Here is a 15616-nt window from a genome sequence, read left to right on the forward strand (position 1 = left end):
CCAGTAAACTCCCTCCCCTTTAGCCGCCATCATTTTCCTCGCGGCCATCACCTTATTTCCTACGGAGTTCACCTTGCGTCTGTTTCACACCTCCGACTGGCACCTTGGGCAGAACCTGCACGGCCAGGAGCGCGATTTCGAACACGCCTGCTTTCTCGAATGGCTGTTGCGCCAGCTGAAGCTGGACCAGCCAGACGTGCTTCTGATCGCCGGCGATATCTTCGACACGGTCAATCCGCCGGTCAAAGCCCAGGAACGTCTCTACGATTTCATCGTCAGCGCCCATGAACAACAGCCGAAGCTGACCATCGTGATGATCGCCGGCAACCACGATTCCGGCTCGCGCATTGAACTGCCCGCGCCGTTGATGCGGCGTTTGCGCACGCATGCGCTGGGCCGTGTGCTGTGGCTGGATGACGGTCAACTCGACGCCGAGCGCCTGCTGCTGCCATTGCCGGACGCCAAAGGCAAAACCGTCGCCTGGTGCCTGGCGCTGCCGTTCCTGCGCCCCGCCGAAGTGACCGGTGCGCATTTGGGTGACAACTACCTGCGCGGCATCGGTCAGGTTCACGAATGGCTGATCGAAGCCGCCAATGCCAAGCGCAAATCGGGCCAGGCCCTGATCGCCATCAGCCACGCGCACATGGCCGGCGGATCGGTCTCGGAAGACTCCGAGCGCAGCCTGATCATAGGTAACGCCGAAGCGCTGCCCGCCAGCCTGTTCGGGCCGACTATCAGTTACGTCGCCCTCGGTCATTTGCACAAGCCGCAGAAGGTCAATGGTGAAGAGCGCATCCGCTACAGCGGCTCGCCGATTCCTTTGTCGTTCTCCGAGATCGGCTATCAGCACCAGATTCTCGACATCAAACTCGAGGGCGAAACCCTGGTCAGCGTCGAACCCAAACTGATCCCCCGGGCGGTGAATCTGCAACGCATCGGTCCCGCGCCATTGGCCGAAATCCTGCTGCAATTGGCCGACTTACCGAACATCGACCTGCTGGCCGACATCCAGCGCCAGCCGTGGCTGGAAGTTCGGGTGCGCCTCGATGAGCCGCAACCCGACTTGCGTTATCAAGTGGAAACCGCCCTGCAAGGCAAAGCCGTGCGTCTGGTGCGGATCGCCGCTGAATACGCCGGCAATGGCAGCCGCGATGGCGTCGATGACGGCACGACCTTGATTGAACTCGACCAGCTCTCACCCCAGGAACTGTTCAGCCGCGCCTGGCAGGACAACTACGGCAGCGAGGTCGACGAGCAAACCCTCAAGGACTTCGCCGAGCTGTTGCAAGACGTGCAGATGGAGAGCGAACAACCATGAAGATCCTCGCGATCCGCCTGAAAAACCTCGCCTCACTGGCCGGGCCCTTTGAAATCGACTTTACCGCTGAGCCGTTGGCCAGCGCCGGTCTGTTCGCGATCACCGGGCCGACCGGCGCCGGTAAAAGCACCTTGCTCGACGCCTTGTGTCTGGCGCTGTTCGGTGCTGTGCCTCGGCTTAGCAATGCTCAGGTGTCTGCCAAAGCGCCAGACGCCGACGGCGAGATCAGCACTGGCGACCCCCGCACGCTGCTGCGTCGCGGCACAGGTGAAGGTTATGCCGAAGTCGATTTCGTTGGCATCGATGGCCGTCGCTACCGCGCTCGCTGGGAGGCCAATCGCGCCCGGGAGAAGGCCGGCGGCAAGCTGCAAGCCAGCCGTCAGAGTTTGCGCGACATCGATCTGGATCAACTGCTGGCCAGTCAGAAAGTTGAATTCAAAATCCAGCTCGAATCCGTACTGGGCCTGAACTTCGAGCAATTCACCCGCGCGGTGCTGCTGGCCCAGAGTGAATTCAGTGCTTTTCTCAAGGCTAACGACAACGAACGCAGCGAACTGCTGGAAAAACTCACCGACACCGCGCTCTATACGCGCCTCGGTCGCCGGGCTTTCGACAAAACCAAAGAAGCTCGCGATACCCACAAGCTGCTGCAGGACCAGGCCACCGGCGTGACGCCGTTGTCGCCAGAAGCTCGGGCAGAGCTCGATGAACGCTTCAGCGAGGCGCAGCAACAACTCAAGACCCAGCAAGCGCAACTCAAGCAACTGGAGCTGCAACACACCTGGCTCAAGGACCTGCGTCAATTGCAGGACGAGCAGCAGAGCGCCACCGAGCAGTTGCAATCAGCCCAGCAGCGCTGGGAAGTTCTGGCCGGCGAACGTTTGAAGCTGACTCGCCTGGAGCAACTGGCCCCGCAACGCCACCAGTTCGCCCGCAAGATAGAACTCACTGCCCAGCTCACACCGCTGGCCGCGCAGATTCAGCAGCACACCCAACAGCAAACCGACCTGAATGAGCGCCAGGCGCAACTCGAACACAGCCTGAGCGCTGCGCAGACCGCACGGGACGAAGCCCAAGGCCAACACGCCTCCAGCGCTCCGTTGCTGCGTCAGGCCTTCGAAGAGCAAAGCACCCTCGCTCGCCTGGTCAAGGACGCCAGTCTCAGTGCCGATCTCAAGCAGCAGGCGGAATTGGCCTGCACTCAGGGCCAAAACACGATCCAAGGCTTGCTGGACCAACAGAAACAGGTCGCCGAACGTTTGCAGCGGATTGCCGGGGAGCTTGAGCAAAGCACTCCTCTGGCGCCTTTGAGCAATGCCTGGAACGCCTACCGTGATCGCCTGCAACAGCTGATGCTGATCGGCAATCGCCTGAACAAGGGCCAGGCTGAACTGGCCGCCCTGGAACAAAGCGCCGCTCGCGCTGCCGAGGATCTGTCCACTCAGCGCCAGAGCCTTGAAGTGCTGTACAAGGAGGTCGGCGCCGAACCGGAAGCGGTAGCCGAGCAGATCCAGATTCTCGGGAGTCTGTTGCAAGACAACCGCAAGCAGCAGCGGGCCTTTGAAGAGCTGACGCGCCTGTGGGTCAGTCAGCAGGAACTGGACAAGCGCGCGTCCGAACTCCAGCAGCGCCAGCTGACCGCTCAGCAAGAACGAGAACGTCTGACTCAGGACGGTGTAAAAACCAAGAAGGAATTGGTCGTTGCCGAACAGACCCTGACCGTCACCCGCGAACTGCTGGAACGCCAGCGCCTGGCCCGCAGCGCCAGCGTCGAAGAACTGCGCGAGCAGTTGCAGGACGATCAGCCGTGCCCAGTCTGTGGCAGCCCCGACCATCCTTATCATCAGCCCGAAGCACTGCTGCAGAGCCTTGGTCGGCATGATGAAAGCGAACAGGCCAACGCCCAGAAAGCCGTCGACCTGTTGAAAGAAAAACTCACTGAACTGCGCGGTGAAGTGGGCGGTGTGATTGCTCAGCAAAAGGAGTTGCTGCAACAGCAAGAACACCTCGCGACCCAGCAACAGAACCTGGCGCCGAGCCTTGAGGCACATCCGTTATCTGCGCAGCTGCTCACGCAGGATCCGCTCAAACGCGATGCCTGGCTGACGCAGCAAAGCAGTCAGCTAAACCAGAGCATCACTCAGGACGAACAACGGCAAACCGCCCTGCTCACCCTGCAACAGGACGCCGCGCGCCTTCAACAGCAATTGCGTAGCGCTGAAGCGGCGAGCCAGCAAGCTGCCCAATACCTGGCTAACCAGCAACGTGAGCTGAGCAGTGATCGCCAGCGCCTGGACGAGGAGTTGACGGCGTTCAGCACCCTGCTCCCGGCCGACACGCTGCAAGCGCTGCGCAACGAACCGGCCGCGACCTTCATGCAATTGGACCGGCAGATCACCCAACGTCTGGAACAACTCGATCAGCAACGCGATGAACTCAGCGAACAGCAACAACGGCAGCAGACGCTGGAGAAAGAACAGGACCGCCAACTCACTCGCCTCCAGCAGTTGGAAACGGCCCGCCAGCAGTTCACCGCCCTCGCCGACCAGCAACAGGCCTGCCAGCAAAAACTCACGCAATTGCTCGGCAAACACGCCAGCGCCGAGCAATGGCAGCAGCAACTGGATCTAGCCGTCGAACGGGCGCGCAATGCCGAAGCCACGGCCAATCAGGAACTCCAAACCGTGCGCACGCGGCTGGTGCAGCTGGGCGCCGAACTCAAGGCGCAGCAAGAACGCTCCCAGGCACTGGACACCGAAGATCGCGAGCTGAGCGGCAAGATTGCCGACTGGCGTGCATTGCATCCGGAACTGGATGACGGTGGTCTGGAAGATCTACTGAGTGTCGACGACCAGCAAGTCAGCGAGCTGCGTCAGCAATTGCAGCAAAGCGAAAAAGCCATCGAACAGACCAAGGTTCTGTTGCAGGAACGCGATCAGCGTCTGCTCAATCATCAAGCACAGCACAACGGCAATCTCGACACCGAACAGCTGGCAACAGCGCTTGCCGAGCTGCAAAACCTGTTCACCGCCAGCGAACACCGTTGCGCCGAACTGCGCGCCGAACAGGCCGAAGATCAGCGCCGGCAAAACGCCAATCAGGCCCTCGCTCAGCAGATCGCCGACGCCTACACCGAATACCAGCGCTGGGCACGTTTGAATGCACTGATCGGTTCGGCCACGGGCGACACCTTCCGCAAGATCGCCCAAGCCTACAACCTCGACCTGCTGGTGCATCACGCCAACGTTCAGTTGCGGCAACTGGTGCGGCGCTATCGCCTCAAACGTGGCGGCAGCATGCTCGGTTTGCTGGTGATGGACACCGAGATGGGTGATGAACTGCGTTCGGTGCATTCGTTGTCCGGCGGCGAGACGTTCCTGGTGTCGCTGGCCCTGGCCTTGGGCCTGGCATCAATGGCATCGAGCACGCTGAAAATCGAATCGTTGTTCATCGACGAAGGCTTCGGCAGCCTCGATCCGGAATCCCTGCAACTGGCCATGGATGCTCTCGACGGCTTGCAGGCGCAGGGACGAAAAGTCGCGGTGATTTCACACGTGCAGGAAATGCATGAACGGATTCCGGTGCAGATTCAGGTCCGCCGTCAGGGCAACGGCCTGAGTACGCTGGAGGTGAAATGACTACGCTGTATTCCTTCCGCCGCTGCCCCTACGCGATGCGGGCGCGAATGGCCCTGCGCTACTGCGGCGTTGCGGTGAACATTGTCGAGGTCAGCCTGAAGGCCAAACCTGCCGAAATGCTGGCGCTGTCGAGCAAAGGCACGGTGCCGGTGCTGAGCGTCGACGGTCAGGTGATTGATGAAAGCCTGGCGATCATGCACTGGGCGTTGGCGCAGATCGATCCGCAGGATTGGTTGCTCAAGGATGATCCTGTCGGGCAGCAACTCATCGCTGGGCTGATCGAAGAAAACGATCAGGTGTTCAAGGTGCATCTGAATCGCTACAAGTACGCCGAGCGATACCCCGAGCAGCCAATGGTGTTTTATCGCGCCGAGGGTCAAGTGTTTTTGCGCAGGCTCGATGAGTTGCTGGAGGGACGCGACTACTTGCTGGCCGAGCATCCGAGCCTGGCGGATGTGGCGCTGATGCCGTTCGTGCGGCAGTTCGCTCATGTCGATCGCGAGTGGTTCGGGCAGTCGCCCTATCACCGTTTGCAGGCCTGGTTGCAGCGGTTTCTGGAGTCGGAGCTTTTTACATCGGTAATGAAAAAGTAACTGGATGTTCGCGATCCGTGTAGGAGCTGCCGAAGGCTGCGATCTTTTGATCTTCGGCGGCAGCGACAATGCGAACATCAAAAGATCGCAGCCTTCGGCAGCTCCTACGGGTGGACTCAGGCGAGAACTTCACACATCTGCAACACCGAGCAATCCACGTGGAACGGCCCGAAGAAATCGTTCTGGCGTTCGATTGGCGGATTGCCGGCCAACAGCCCCAGGGCTTTCGCGGTTTCAATGTTACGAGCAAGGTTGTGATTGGCTTCGATAGTCCGTGCCACCGACCCCGCCGAGCCCTGTCCGATCCCCAGCAAGGAAGATCCATTGGTCATGAATGCCAGGAAGGCGATGACCCAAAGTCTGTGCCCTTTCATTCCCCGGCGACTCCTGCGAGTTCAGCGTGATCGACCATCGCGGTTTGCGAACGGTGTTCAAACTGGATGCCGGGATGAGCGACTTGAATCGGCGCTTCAAGAGGTTGGCGCGATTGAGGCGAGAGGCTGACAACCAGCACCAGGACCCCATAAAGGGCGATAGCCAGGTAGGCGCCGTGTTTGGCAGAAGTGATGATTGCGCTGGCCATGATGTTCTCCGCAGGCATGTTTCGATGCCCACAGAATCGATCAAAAAAGCGGTGATAACCACTCAGGGTTATCCATAGTAACCATCAGCTTCGTTAATCATTAAACCAAACTATCTCAGTCTTCAATAAAACTCATCAAGCGCTCGCGGGCCGCATCCGGCTCGTCTGAAACGGGCTGGGCAGCCGAAAGAATGGGGGTGGAATAGAGAAACAGAAGAACCACGGCCAGACGCATTGCCATGCTGTCGATCCTTATCATGGGAAGGAGTCAAAAAATCAGCGTCAAATTTAAACTTATGGCCATGTGATATCAAGGAATACATTGATAGCAATATGATGCTGTCGTAAACGCGTTATGCAGGAGCGACATCACTCAGGTCTCTCGAAGCGTTTCAGCTCGATCGGCGCAAGTGACTTCGCTCCTGCATAAAGGGTGCAGGGTTCAAATTTCAGGCTTGGGTCTTGTGATCCAGAGCCGCGTAAAAGTTGGCGCTCTGTTGCAGGTATTTCTGGGTGTAGCTTTGGGCGTGGGATTTTTTGTCGCTGATTTCAACGTTGGCGCTGGCTGGCAACGCAACGGTGGCAGAGATAGCGGAAGCGGCGATTACGGAGAAGAGATTGAAGTTCATGACGGTATTCCTCGGATTCAGTTGGCTTGCTTGCCCGGTGGGGCCGTGAAGCAAACTTAACCTTCGAGGTTGGCGCCTTGAAATCTTTTGTAGCATTAGCAGATATCAGCGTCATTAATAGAAGGATGCAGGCCCCATCAACCGGGGCCTGCGGCCTATTGACGCACCATGAACTTAAGGTCGCTCGGGGCGTCCATCGGCAGTTTTTGCACGGTTTTACCCAGCAGGCCTGTCTTTGAATCGCGCTCGACGACGACAATCTGGTTGCTTTTCTGATTGGCGATCAGCAAGAACTTGCCACTCGGATCGAGGCTGAACTCGCGCGGGTGATCGCCTTCTACGGAACGGCGCTGCAGCTCCTTAAGGTGCCCGGTCGCAGGATCGATGGCGAACACCAACAGCTGATTGGCGGTGCCACGGTTGCTGACGTAGAGGAACTTGCCATCGGTCGACGCGTGAAGCGCAGCGGCTGCCTTGTCCGAAACGGGTTGCCCCGCCGCCAACTCGACCATTTGCGTTTGCTTGAGTTGGCCATCCTTGTAATCGAACACCGCAACCTGCGCGCTCATTTCCATGGTCAGCCACGCGTGCTTGCCATCGGCGCTGAACAGTAGATGACGCGGCCCGCTGCCGGGTGGCAACTGGACAGACGCCGGTGTAGCAGCGGTCAAAGGCAGTTCCGGGTTAGCCTTGGGGTCGAAGCGGTAGGCAAAGATCTTGTCGGCGCCCAGGTCGTTGGAGAACACATACTGGCCGTCCGGCGAGGAAACCGTGGAATGCACGTGTGCCGACATCTGCCGCTCGGGATTGACCCGGCTTGATGGATGGCTGCTCATCTGTACCACGGGTTTGAGCTTGCCGTCGGCGTCCACCGGCAATACCGCCAGCGTGCCGCCCGGATCTTCAGCCACCGAATAGTTGCTGACAAACAGGTGACTGGCTTCAACGTTGAGGCCCGAATGCGTCGGCTCGTTGCCCAGGCTTTGCACCTGATTGATCAGGCTCAGCGCATGGGTTTTGGGATCGATCGCATAACTGCTGACGCGCCCTACCGGATCAGTTTGTCCCGGGCCGTTTTCGTTGACCACGAACAGGTGACGCTGGTCCTTGGACAGGGTCAGCCAGGATGGGTTTTCGCTCTTGATCACTTGCAGCGGCTTGGCATCGATCTGCCCGGTAGCGCTGTCGAAGTTCAGGCGATAAATCCCCTGGCTCTGACCGGCCGTGTAGGAACCAACCAGCAACTGATAGTCGTCAGCCGACGCAACCTGAAAACCCATCGCGCCGACGCTCCCGGCCATCAACAATGGCCAAAGCTTATGCATCCTCATTCGCTTCTTCCTCGTCGTCATCACCGCGGAACGCGGTCATGCACACCAACCGGTGCTCACCGGAACTGCCGGTGATCAGCCAGCTTTGCAGGTCTGGATCGAAGGTCGCGGCCTCGACTTCGGCCGGGGTGAATTCCCAGTGCTTGGACACACGACCGTCCAAGCATTCGATGTGCAGGTTATCGTCTTCATCAAGGGAGAATTCGAAGGCGTGCAGCCCGTCGATTTCCACCATATCGCAGTGTTCGAGGGTGGCGAGCAAGGTGTCGGTTGCGGCGGTCATGGCAGTCAATCTTTGAATGGGAAAGACGCAATGATAGCTCAATGCAGGAGCAACTCCGTGTCGGTCACTAAACTCACACACAACCCCGAACAAATGTGGGAGCGAGCCTGCTCGCGAAAGCGGTGTATCAGCCAAGGTTGATATCGACTGACACTCCGCCTTCGCGAGCAGGCTCGCTCCCACAGGAGATTGTGCTCGGCGGTTACAGCGCGTCGCGGGACGGCTGCCCATCGACCAACCGCTGAATACGCAACGGATTGCCATTCTTCAACGCATCCGGCAGCAGGCTGTCGGGGTAGTTCTGGAAACACACCGGGCGCAGAAAACGGTCGATGGCCAAAGTGCCCACCGACGTGCCGCGCGCATCGGAAGTTGCCGGATACGGACCGCCGTGGACCATCGAATCGCAGACTTCCACGCCGGTCGGATAGCCGTTGAGCAGGATCCGTCCGACCTTCTGTTCCAGCAACGGCGTCAGCTCAGCGAACTGCTCGAAGTCCGTCGGCTCGCCAATGATCGTCGCCGTCAGTTGCCCGTGCAGGCCGTTCAACGCGGCGCTTAGTTGCGCCTGATCGGCGACTTCGACAAACACCGTGGTCGGGCCGAACACTTCCTCCTGCAGCACGTCATCGCCCTTGATCAACAGGCTGACATCGGCCTTGAACAGTTGCGGCTGAGCCTGATTGCCCTGCTGTGCCTGGCCGGCCAGGTGCTCGATGCCCGGATGAGCGAGGAGTTTTTGCAGGCCTTTACCATAGCTGCTCAAGGTTCCGGCATTAAGCATCGTTTGCGCCGGCTGATCGCCGATCAGACCCGCCACCTGTTGCATGAAGGTGGTGAACTGCGGCGAACGAATACCGATCACCAAACCGGGATTGGTGCAGAACTGACCGCAGCCCTGCACCACCGAAGCGGTCAGGTCGCGGGCGACCGATTCGCCGCGAGTTTGCAGCGCCTGCGGCAACACGATCACAGGGTTGATGCTCGACATCTCGGCGAACACCGGAATGGGCTGCGCACGTGCTGCAGCCATGTCACACAACGCACGGCCGCCCTTGAGCGAGCCGGTAAAGCCAACCGCCCGAATTGCCGGATGCTTGACCAGCGCTTCGCCAACCCCACCGCCGTAGATCATGTTGAACACGCCGGCCGGCATGCCGGTTTTCTCAGCGGCGCGAATGATCGCATCGGCCACCTGTTCGGCTGTGGCCATGTGACCGCTGTGGGCCTTGAACACCACCGGGCAACCGGCGGCCAACGCCGACGCGGTGTCGCCGCCAGCCGTAGAGAACGCCAGCGGAAAGTTACTGGCGCCAAACACGGCGACCGGCCCGAGGCCGATGCGGTACTGACGCAAGTCCGGACGCGGCAACGGTTGGCGCTCAGGCAGCGCCTGATCGATCCGTGCACCGTAGAAATCACCGCGACGCAGCACCTTGGCGAACAGACGCATCTGGCCGCTGGTGCGACCGCGTTCGCCTTGAATGCGTGCGGCGGGCAGCGCGGTTTCGCGGCAGACCAGCGCCACAAAGTCATCGCCCAGCGCGTCCAGTTCATCGGCGATCGCATCGAGAAATTGCGCCCGACGTTCGGCGCTCAGGCTGCGATAGATCGGGTAAGCCGCACCGGCAGCCTTGGCGGCGGTATCGACTTCTTCCGGAGTCGCCTGGGAGAAATCGAACGGCAACGCTTCGCCCGTGCTGGCGTCGATGCTCTGTAGATTGAGTTGACCGGCCGCACTGCGCTGACCGCCGATGTAGTTGTGACCAAGAATTCGGGTCATGCCTATCTCCTTAAAGGGTGCCAACGGTGCCAGGCTCGAACGCCGCTTCAACCGGTGCAATACCGTTGATCAACGGTGCGCCGAACTCGGCCTGACTGATCTCGAACACGTCACCCGGCTGGGTGCGAATGCCGTCGGCAAAGGACAAGGTCGCAGTGCCGAAGAAGTGAATGTGCACATCGCCCGGGCGCAGGAACTGGCTGTATTTGAAATGGTGGTACTCAAGGTTTTCCAGGCTGTGGCACATGTTGGCCTCGCCACTGAGAAACTCGTTCTGCCACAGCACTTCGCCGTCGCGCAGGATGCGACTGGTGCCTGCCAGATGCTCCGGCAGCTCACCGACCCGAAGTTCCGGGCCATAACTGCAACTGCGCAATTTGGAGTGGGCCAGGTACAGGTAATTCTTGCGTTCCATTACGTGATCGGAGAACTCATTGCCCACGGCAAAACCGAGTCGATACGGTTTGCCGTCGTGGCCGATGACGTAGAGCCCGCTGAGCTCCGGCTCCTCCCCCGCGTCTTCAGCAAACGGTGGCAGCGGGAACGGTTGGCCCGGACGCACGACGATGCTGCCGTCGCCCTTGTAGAACCATTCCGGTTGCACGCCGGCCTGCCCCGTCGTCGGTTTGCCGCCCTCCACGCCCCATTTGAAGATGCGCATGGTGTCAGTCATCGCGGCTTCGTCGCCGACTTGCTGGTGCATCTTGTCCCGGGCCGACGCACTGCCCAAATGGGTCAGGCCCGTACCGCTGACCAGCATATGCGCCGGGTCCGGGTGATCCAGCGGTGGCAGGATGCGCAACGTGGCCAGCAGTTCGGCGTAGTCATGGCTGATACCCAGGCCCAGGGTTTTCACCTGCTGCTCAAGATTGACGCCCGCCTCGATCGCGGCCAACGCCAGGTCGCGAACCGTGCGCGCATCCTGTACTTCGCGCACCAGACCTTCTTCGACCACGCCCACCCGGCGCTCGCCGTTACTCAATTCGAACTGAACTAAACGCATGATTTTCTCCTGTAAACAATCTTGAAGTCGGCATCGCACCCTGTGGGAGCGAGACCGGCTTGCCGGCGAAGAGGCGGTCACATCCAACAGTAAGGCTGACTGACACTCCGCTTTCGCGAGCAGGCTCGCTCCCACAGTTGATAGGTGTGAATTCTCAGGTGCGGGTAGCGCCTCGGGCGCTGGCAGCGAACTGATCGGCCGGCAGTACGTGCTTGCGTTCCAGCAGGCGATAGACCACACCGGTCAGCACCAACCCGAACACCATCACACCCGAAAGGAAATACAGGCCCGAGGCCAGGTTGCCGGTGTATTCCTTGAGCGCGCCGATCACGAACGGACCGATGTACCCGCCGAGGTTGCCCACCGAGTTGATCAAGGCGATCCCGGCCGCGGCACTGGCGCCGGCAAAGAAGCGGCCCGGCAAGGTCCAGAACACCGCGGTGCAGGAAAACAGCGCGAAGGCCACCAGGCACAACGCCGCCAGTTGCAGCACCGGCACGGTCAGCCAGGCGCTGAGGAACAGGCCGATGGCACCCAACACGTAAAGCACCGCCAAGTGGCCGTAACGATCATTCAAACGGTCGGAACTGCGCGGAATGATCAGCAACCCGATGATCCCGAAGATGTACGGCACCGATGACACAAAACCGGTCACCAGGTCCGTGCCACCGAACTGCTTGATCAGGGTCGGCAGCCACAAGCCCAGGCCGTAAATGCTCAGGGTCACCGGCAGATAGAACAGTGCCAGCAACAACACACGTTTGTCCTTGAGGGCGTGCAACGGATTGCCGTGGCGGGTCTGGCCGTATTCCTCAAGATCTTTTCTCAGTTCGCCGGTCAGCCAGTCCTTTTCGGCCTGGTCCATCCACTTCACCTGTTTCGGACCGTCCGGCAGCCAACGCAGCACCGGCCAGGTCAACAGGATCGCCGGGGTGCCGATGACGATGAACAGCCACTGCCAGCCATGCAGACCAAGAACGCCGTCCATGCCGAGCAGACCGCCGGACACCGGGCCGGTGATCAACATGGCGATGGGTTGGGAAAGGATGAATAACCCGAGGATCTTGCCGCGATGGCGCACCGGAAACCATTGGGTGATGTAGTACAGAACGCCCGGGAAGAATCCGGCTTCCGCCGCGCCGAGCAGAAAGCGCATCACATAGAAACTGTGCGGCCCCTGGACGAAGGCCATGCCGATGGTGATGGCGCCCCAGGTGATCATGATTCGCGCGAACCAGCGCCGCGCGCCAAAGCGTTCGAGCATCAGGTTGCTGGGGATTTCCAGCAGGAAATAGCCAATGAAAAACAGCCCGGCACCCAGCCCGTAAGCCGCATCACCGATGCCGAGGTCGGCGCCCATGTGCAATTTGGCGAAGCCTACGGCGGAGCGATCCACATAGGCGATCAGGTACAGCAGGATCAGGAAGGGAATCAGTTTCAGCGTTATGCGACGAATAAGCCGCAGTTCCTGGCTCATGAGATCGGTCTCCGATTGTTGTTGTTATAGAACCTCGGGGGACGCCTCTCGCGGAAAACCGCCAGGGCAATCCCTCCGTTGAGATGGACTATATAGTAATACTATTTACTCAACAACACTTCCAAACTGCCGGTTTTGCGCTTATGTTACGCCTCAGCTCGAACAATATAGTCATACAATAAGAGAACTGATCATGTCTGATAAGAAACCCACCCTGCGCTCCGCCCAATGGTTTGGCACTGCCGACAAGAACGGCTTCATGTACCGCAGCTGGATGAAGAATCAGGGCATCGCCGACCACCAGTTCCATGGCAAGCCGATCATCGGCATCTGCAACACCTGGTCGGAACTGACCCCGTGCAACGCGCATTTCCGCCAGATTGCGGAGCACGTCAAACGTGGGGTGATCGAGGCTGGGGGCTTTCCCGTGGAATTCCCGGTGTTCTCCAACGGTGAATCGAACCTGCGCCCGACCGCCATGCTTACCCGTAACCTGGCGAGCATGGACGTCGAAGAAGCGATTCGCGGCAACCCGATTGACGGCGTGGTGCTGCTGACCGGCTGCGACAAAACCACCCCGGCGTTGTTGATGGGCGCGGCCAGTTGCGACGTGCCGGCGATCGTCGTCACCGGCGGGCCGATGCTCAACGGCAAACACAAGGGCCAGGACATCGGCTCGGGCACCGTGGTCTGGCAGCTCAGTGAGCAGGTGAAAGCCGGCACGATCACCATCGACGATTTCCTTGCGGCCGAAGGTGGCATGTCCCGCTCGGCCGGTACGTGCAACACCATGGGCACCGCGTCGACCATGGCCTGCATGGCTGAAGCACTGGGCACTTCCCTGCCCCACAACGCGGCGATTCCAGCGGTCGATGCGCGTCGTTATGTGCTGGCGCACATGTCCGGCATGCGCGCGGTGGAGATGGTTCGAGAAGATTTGAAGCTATCGAAAATCCTCACCAAAGAAGCCTTCGAAAACGCCATTCGCGTGAACGCTGCCATCGGTGGCTCGACCAACGCCGTGATCCACTTGAAAGCCATTGCCGGTCGCATCGGCGTCGAACTGGACCTGGATGACTGGACCCGCATCGGTCGCGGCATGCCGACCATCGTCGACCTGCAACCGTCCGGGCGTTTCCTGATGGAAGAGTTCTACTACGCCGGCGGCCTGCCAGCGGTGCTGCGTCGTCTGGGTGAAGCCAACCTGATTCCGCATCCGAATGCCCTGACCGTCAACGGCAAGACCCTCGGTGAGAACACCAAGGACGCACCGATCTATGGCCAGGACGAAGTGATCCGCACCCTCGACAACCCGATCCGCGCCGACGGCGGCATCTGTGTGTTGCGCGGCAACCTGGCGCCACTCGGTGCAGTGCTCAAGCCTTCCGCCGCCAGCGCCGAACTGATGCAACATCGCGGGCGGGCGGTGGTGTTCGAGAACTTCGACATGTACAAGGCGCGGATCAACGATCCGGAGCTGGAGGTGGATGCCAACTCGATTCTGGTGATGAAAAATTGCGGTCCGAAGGGTTATCCAGGCATGGCCGAAGTTGGCAACATGGGCTTGCCGGCCAAGTTGCTGGCCCAGGGCGTGACGGACATGGTGCGTATTTCCGATGCGCGCATGAGCGGCACGGCGTACGGCACTGTCGTTCTGCACGTGGCCCCGGAAGCGGCCGCTGGCGGACCTTTGGCGACGGTGAAGGAAGGCGACTGGATCGAACTCGACTGCGCCAACGGTCGTCTGCACCTGGACATTCCGGACGCCGAGCTGGCGGCGCGCATGGCTGATCTGCAGCCACCGCAGCAATTGATCGTGGGTGGCTATCGTCAGCTGTACATTGATCATGTGCTGCAGGCGGATCAGGGTTGCGATTTCGACTTCCTGGTGGGTTGTCGCGGTTCTGAAGTACCGCGTCACTCCCACTAACACCCCCGCCCGTTGTGGGAGCGAGCCTGCTCGCGAAGGCGGTTTATCATTCGACATCTTCGTTGTCTGACACCCCGCCTTCGCGAGCAGGCTCGCTCCCACTTTTATTTGCACCTGCCTCAAGATCGTGCCGCGCCTGTTATCATGCGCGGCACCCCATCACCCAGGATCGCGCCGTTTCCCATGGATTACCGCAAACCTTCCGACCGCAAAAGCATGCACTCGCGCATCGTCCAGGAACTGGGCATGCAGATCGTTTCCGGACGCTTCAAGCCGTGTGACAAGCTGCCCGCCGAAGCCTTGTTATGCGAAGAGTACGCGGTCAGCCGGCCAGTCCTGCGCGAAGCCACCCGGGTTTTGGTCGCCAAGGGTCTGGTGTATTCCCGTCCGCGAGTGGGCACGGTGGTCAAGCAGCGCAAGGAATGGCACATGCTCGATCCCGATGTGCTGCATTGGCTGATGCAAAGCAGCCCGCAAAATGAATTCTTCGATTTGCTGACCAGTGTGCGCAGCATCATTGAACCCGCTGCAGCCGCCCTCGCCGCGCAGTTCGCCACGGACGCTGACATCGCCTCCATCAGTGAAGCCTACCAACGCATGGAAGCGGCGCCGACGCCGGAAGCGCTGCTGCAACCGGACCTGGATTTCCATAGCCGGATTGCCGATGCGACCCATAACGACTTGCTGGCCAACCTGTGCAACATGCTATCGGTGGCGATTGCCGAAGCCTTGAAGCATTCCAACCAGCGGCCGAATCTGCATGAACTGGCATTGCCCCGGCACAAGGCGATTCTGACGGCGATCGAGAACCGAGATGCGCTGGGTGCGCGGCATGCGACGTTGGTGCAGTTGGATGATGCGCGTAGTGCGTTGAATGCAGTGCTGGGTACCGACCTTTCATAAAAGCAAAGTCAAAAGATCGCAGGCTTCGCCAGCTCCTACGTTGCCCGAGTACACCCGCAATTCAACGGTGCACGCGGTCCCTGTAGGAGCTGGCGAAGCCTGCGATCTTTTGATCTTCGAATAAAAAAGCCGCAACCTGGGTTGC

14 protein-coding genes are annotated in these 15616 nt (G+C 60.0%); 5 read left to right on the forward strand and 9 right to left on the reverse strand.

What is annotated here, in order from left to right:
• Positions 1-73: 73 nt before the first annotated feature.
• From EAH74_RS13315 to EAH74_RS13325, 3 genes are read left to right on the forward strand one after another with little or no spacing between them, the layout of a single operon-like run.
• On the forward strand, positions 74-1318 hold the full coding sequence (locus EAH74_RS13315; protein WP_140679016.1) for an exonuclease SbcCD subunit D C-terminal domain-containing protein: 1245 nt from the start codon (positions 74-76) through the stop codon (positions 1316-1318).
• On the forward strand, positions 1315-4956 hold the full coding sequence (locus tag EAH74_RS13320; RefSeq protein WP_140679017.1) for an SbcC/MukB-like Walker B domain-containing protein: 3642 nt from the start codon (positions 1315-1317) through the stop codon (positions 4954-4956). Before EAH74_RS13315 ends, EAH74_RS13320 begins: the two co-directional genes overlap by 4 nt.
• Entirely contained in the window at positions 4953-5549 is a 597-nt protein-coding gene (locus EAH74_RS13325) for a glutathione S-transferase (protein ID WP_140679019.1), read from the forward strand. The genes EAH74_RS13320 and EAH74_RS13325 overlap by 4 nt, the downstream gene beginning before the upstream one ends.
• A 116-nt stretch (positions 5550-5665) precedes the next feature.
• Here EAH74_RS13325 and EAH74_RS13330 read toward each other — a convergent pair whose 3' ends face one another.
• From EAH74_RS13330 to EAH74_RS13365, 9 genes are all read right to left on the reverse strand, one after another.
• Positions 5666-5923, reverse strand: coding sequence for a hypothetical protein (locus EAH74_RS13330; protein ID WP_140679021.1), 258 nt, complete (start codon positions 5921-5923; stop codon positions 5666-5668).
• Positions 5920-6132 carry a hypothetical protein gene (locus EAH74_RS13335; RefSeq protein WP_140679023.1) on the reverse strand — a complete coding sequence of 71 codons (213 nt, stop codon included), beginning with the start codon at positions 6130-6132 and terminating at the stop codon, positions 5920-5922. The genes EAH74_RS13330 and EAH74_RS13335 overlap by 4 nt, the downstream gene beginning before the upstream one ends.
• A gap of 115 nt (positions 6133-6247) precedes the next feature.
• The gene (locus EAH74_RS33605; protein ID WP_261985184.1) at positions 6248-6373 is read right to left on the reverse strand and encodes a hypothetical protein; all 126 of its coding nucleotides are present in this window, start codon (positions 6371-6373) and stop codon (positions 6248-6250) included.
• Between the two features lie 208 nt (positions 6374-6581).
• Complete coding sequence (locus tag EAH74_RS13340) at positions 6582-6761, reverse strand: hypothetical protein (protein ID WP_008030101.1); 180 nt, start codon at positions 6759-6761, stop codon at positions 6582-6584.
• 155 nt (positions 6762-6916) lie between these two features.
• On the reverse strand, positions 6917-8086 hold the full coding sequence (locus EAH74_RS13345; protein ID WP_140679435.1) for a lactonase family protein: 1170 nt from the start codon (positions 8084-8086) through the stop codon (positions 6917-6919).
• Positions 8079-8375 (reverse strand): DUF5629 family protein, encoded by a 297-nt coding sequence (locus EAH74_RS13350; protein WP_008157045.1) that lies wholly within the window; start codon positions 8373-8375, stop codon positions 8079-8081. The genes EAH74_RS13345 and EAH74_RS13350 overlap by 8 nt, the downstream gene beginning before the upstream one ends.
• Positions 8376-8577: 202 nt before the next feature.
• A complete protein-coding gene (locus EAH74_RS13355; RefSeq protein ID WP_140679025.1) occupies positions 8578-10158 on the reverse strand; it encodes an aldehyde dehydrogenase (NADP(+)) in 1581 nt (526 codons plus the stop codon).
• Positions 10159-10168: 10 nt separating this feature from the next.
• The gene (gene araD1, locus EAH74_RS13360) at positions 10169-11161 is read right to left on the reverse strand and encodes an AraD1 family protein (protein ID WP_140679027.1); all 993 of its coding nucleotides are present in this window, start codon (positions 11159-11161) and stop codon (positions 10169-10171) included.
• Between the two features lie 154 nt (positions 11162-11315).
• Positions 11316-12638 (reverse strand): MFS transporter, encoded by a 1323-nt coding sequence (locus tag EAH74_RS13365; protein ID WP_140679029.1) that lies wholly within the window; start codon positions 12636-12638, stop codon positions 11316-11318.
• Between the two features lie 193 nt (positions 12639-12831).
• On the opposite strand from EAH74_RS13365, the gene EAH74_RS13370 reads away from it, so the two are divergent.
• A complete protein-coding gene (locus EAH74_RS13370; protein WP_008157040.1) occupies positions 12832-14568 on the forward strand; it encodes an IlvD/Edd family dehydratase in 1737 nt (578 codons plus the stop codon).
• A 183-nt stretch (positions 14569-14751) separates the two neighbouring features.
• A complete protein-coding gene (locus tag EAH74_RS13375; protein ID WP_161600329.1) occupies positions 14752-15471 on the forward strand; it encodes a FadR/GntR family transcriptional regulator in 720 nt (239 codons plus the stop codon).
• Positions 15472-15616: the final 145 nt, after the last annotated feature.

The sequence above is a fragment of the Pseudomonas mandelii genome, from assembly GCF_006438925.1.
Classification (GTDB): Bacteria; Pseudomonadota; Gammaproteobacteria; order Pseudomonadales; family Pseudomonadaceae; genus Aquipseudomonas; species Aquipseudomonas mandelii_C.

Excerpts from the sequence above, each read along its gene's own strand:
- EAH74_RS13375 (WP_161600329.1), top strand. The coding sequence starts at position 14,752 with ATGGATTACCGCAAACCTTCCGACCGCAAAAGCATGCACTCGCGCATC.
- EAH74_RS13330 (WP_140679021.1), bottom strand. The coding sequence starts at position 5,923 with ATGAAAGGGCACAGACTTTGGGTCATCGCCTTCCTGGCATTCATGACC.
- EAH74_RS33605 (WP_261985184.1), bottom strand. The coding sequence starts at position 6,373 with ATGGCAATGCGTCTGGCCGTGGTTCTTCTGTTTCTCTATTCCACCCCC.
- EAH74_RS13355 (WP_140679025.1), bottom strand. The coding sequence starts at position 10,158 with ATGACCCGAATTCTTGGTCACAACTACATCGGCGGTCAGCGCAGTGCG.
- EAH74_RS13335 (WP_140679023.1), bottom strand. The coding sequence starts at position 6,132 with ATGGCCAGCGCAATCATCACTTCTGCCAAACACGGCGCCTACCTGGCT.
- EAH74_RS13350 (WP_008157045.1), bottom strand. The coding sequence starts at position 8,375 with ATGACCGCCGCAACCGACACCTTGCTCGCCACCCTCGAACACTGCGAT.
- EAH74_RS13345 (WP_140679435.1), bottom strand. The coding sequence starts at position 8,086 with ATGCATAAGCTTTGGCCATTGTTGATGGCCGGGAGCGTCGGCGCGATG.
- EAH74_RS13340 (WP_008030101.1), bottom strand. The coding sequence starts at position 6,761 with ATGAACTTCAATCTCTTCTCCGTAATCGCCGCTTCCGCTATCTCTGCC.
- EAH74_RS13365 (WP_140679029.1), bottom strand. The coding sequence starts at position 12,638 with ATGAGCCAGGAACTGCGGCTTATTCGTCGCATAACGCTGAAACTGATT.
- araD1 (WP_140679027.1), bottom strand. The coding sequence starts at position 11,161 with ATGCGTTTAGTTCAGTTCGAATTGAGTAACGGCGAGCGCCGGGTGGGC.
- EAH74_RS13325 (WP_140679019.1), top strand. The coding sequence starts at position 4,953 with ATGACTACGCTGTATTCCTTCCGCCGCTGCCCCTACGCGATGCGGGCG.
- EAH74_RS13320 (WP_140679017.1), top strand. The coding sequence starts at position 1,315 with ATGAAGATCCTCGCGATCCGCCTGAAAAACCTCGCCTCACTGGCCGGG.
- EAH74_RS13370 (WP_008157040.1), top strand. The coding sequence starts at position 12,832 with ATGTCTGATAAGAAACCCACCCTGCGCTCCGCCCAATGGTTTGGCACT.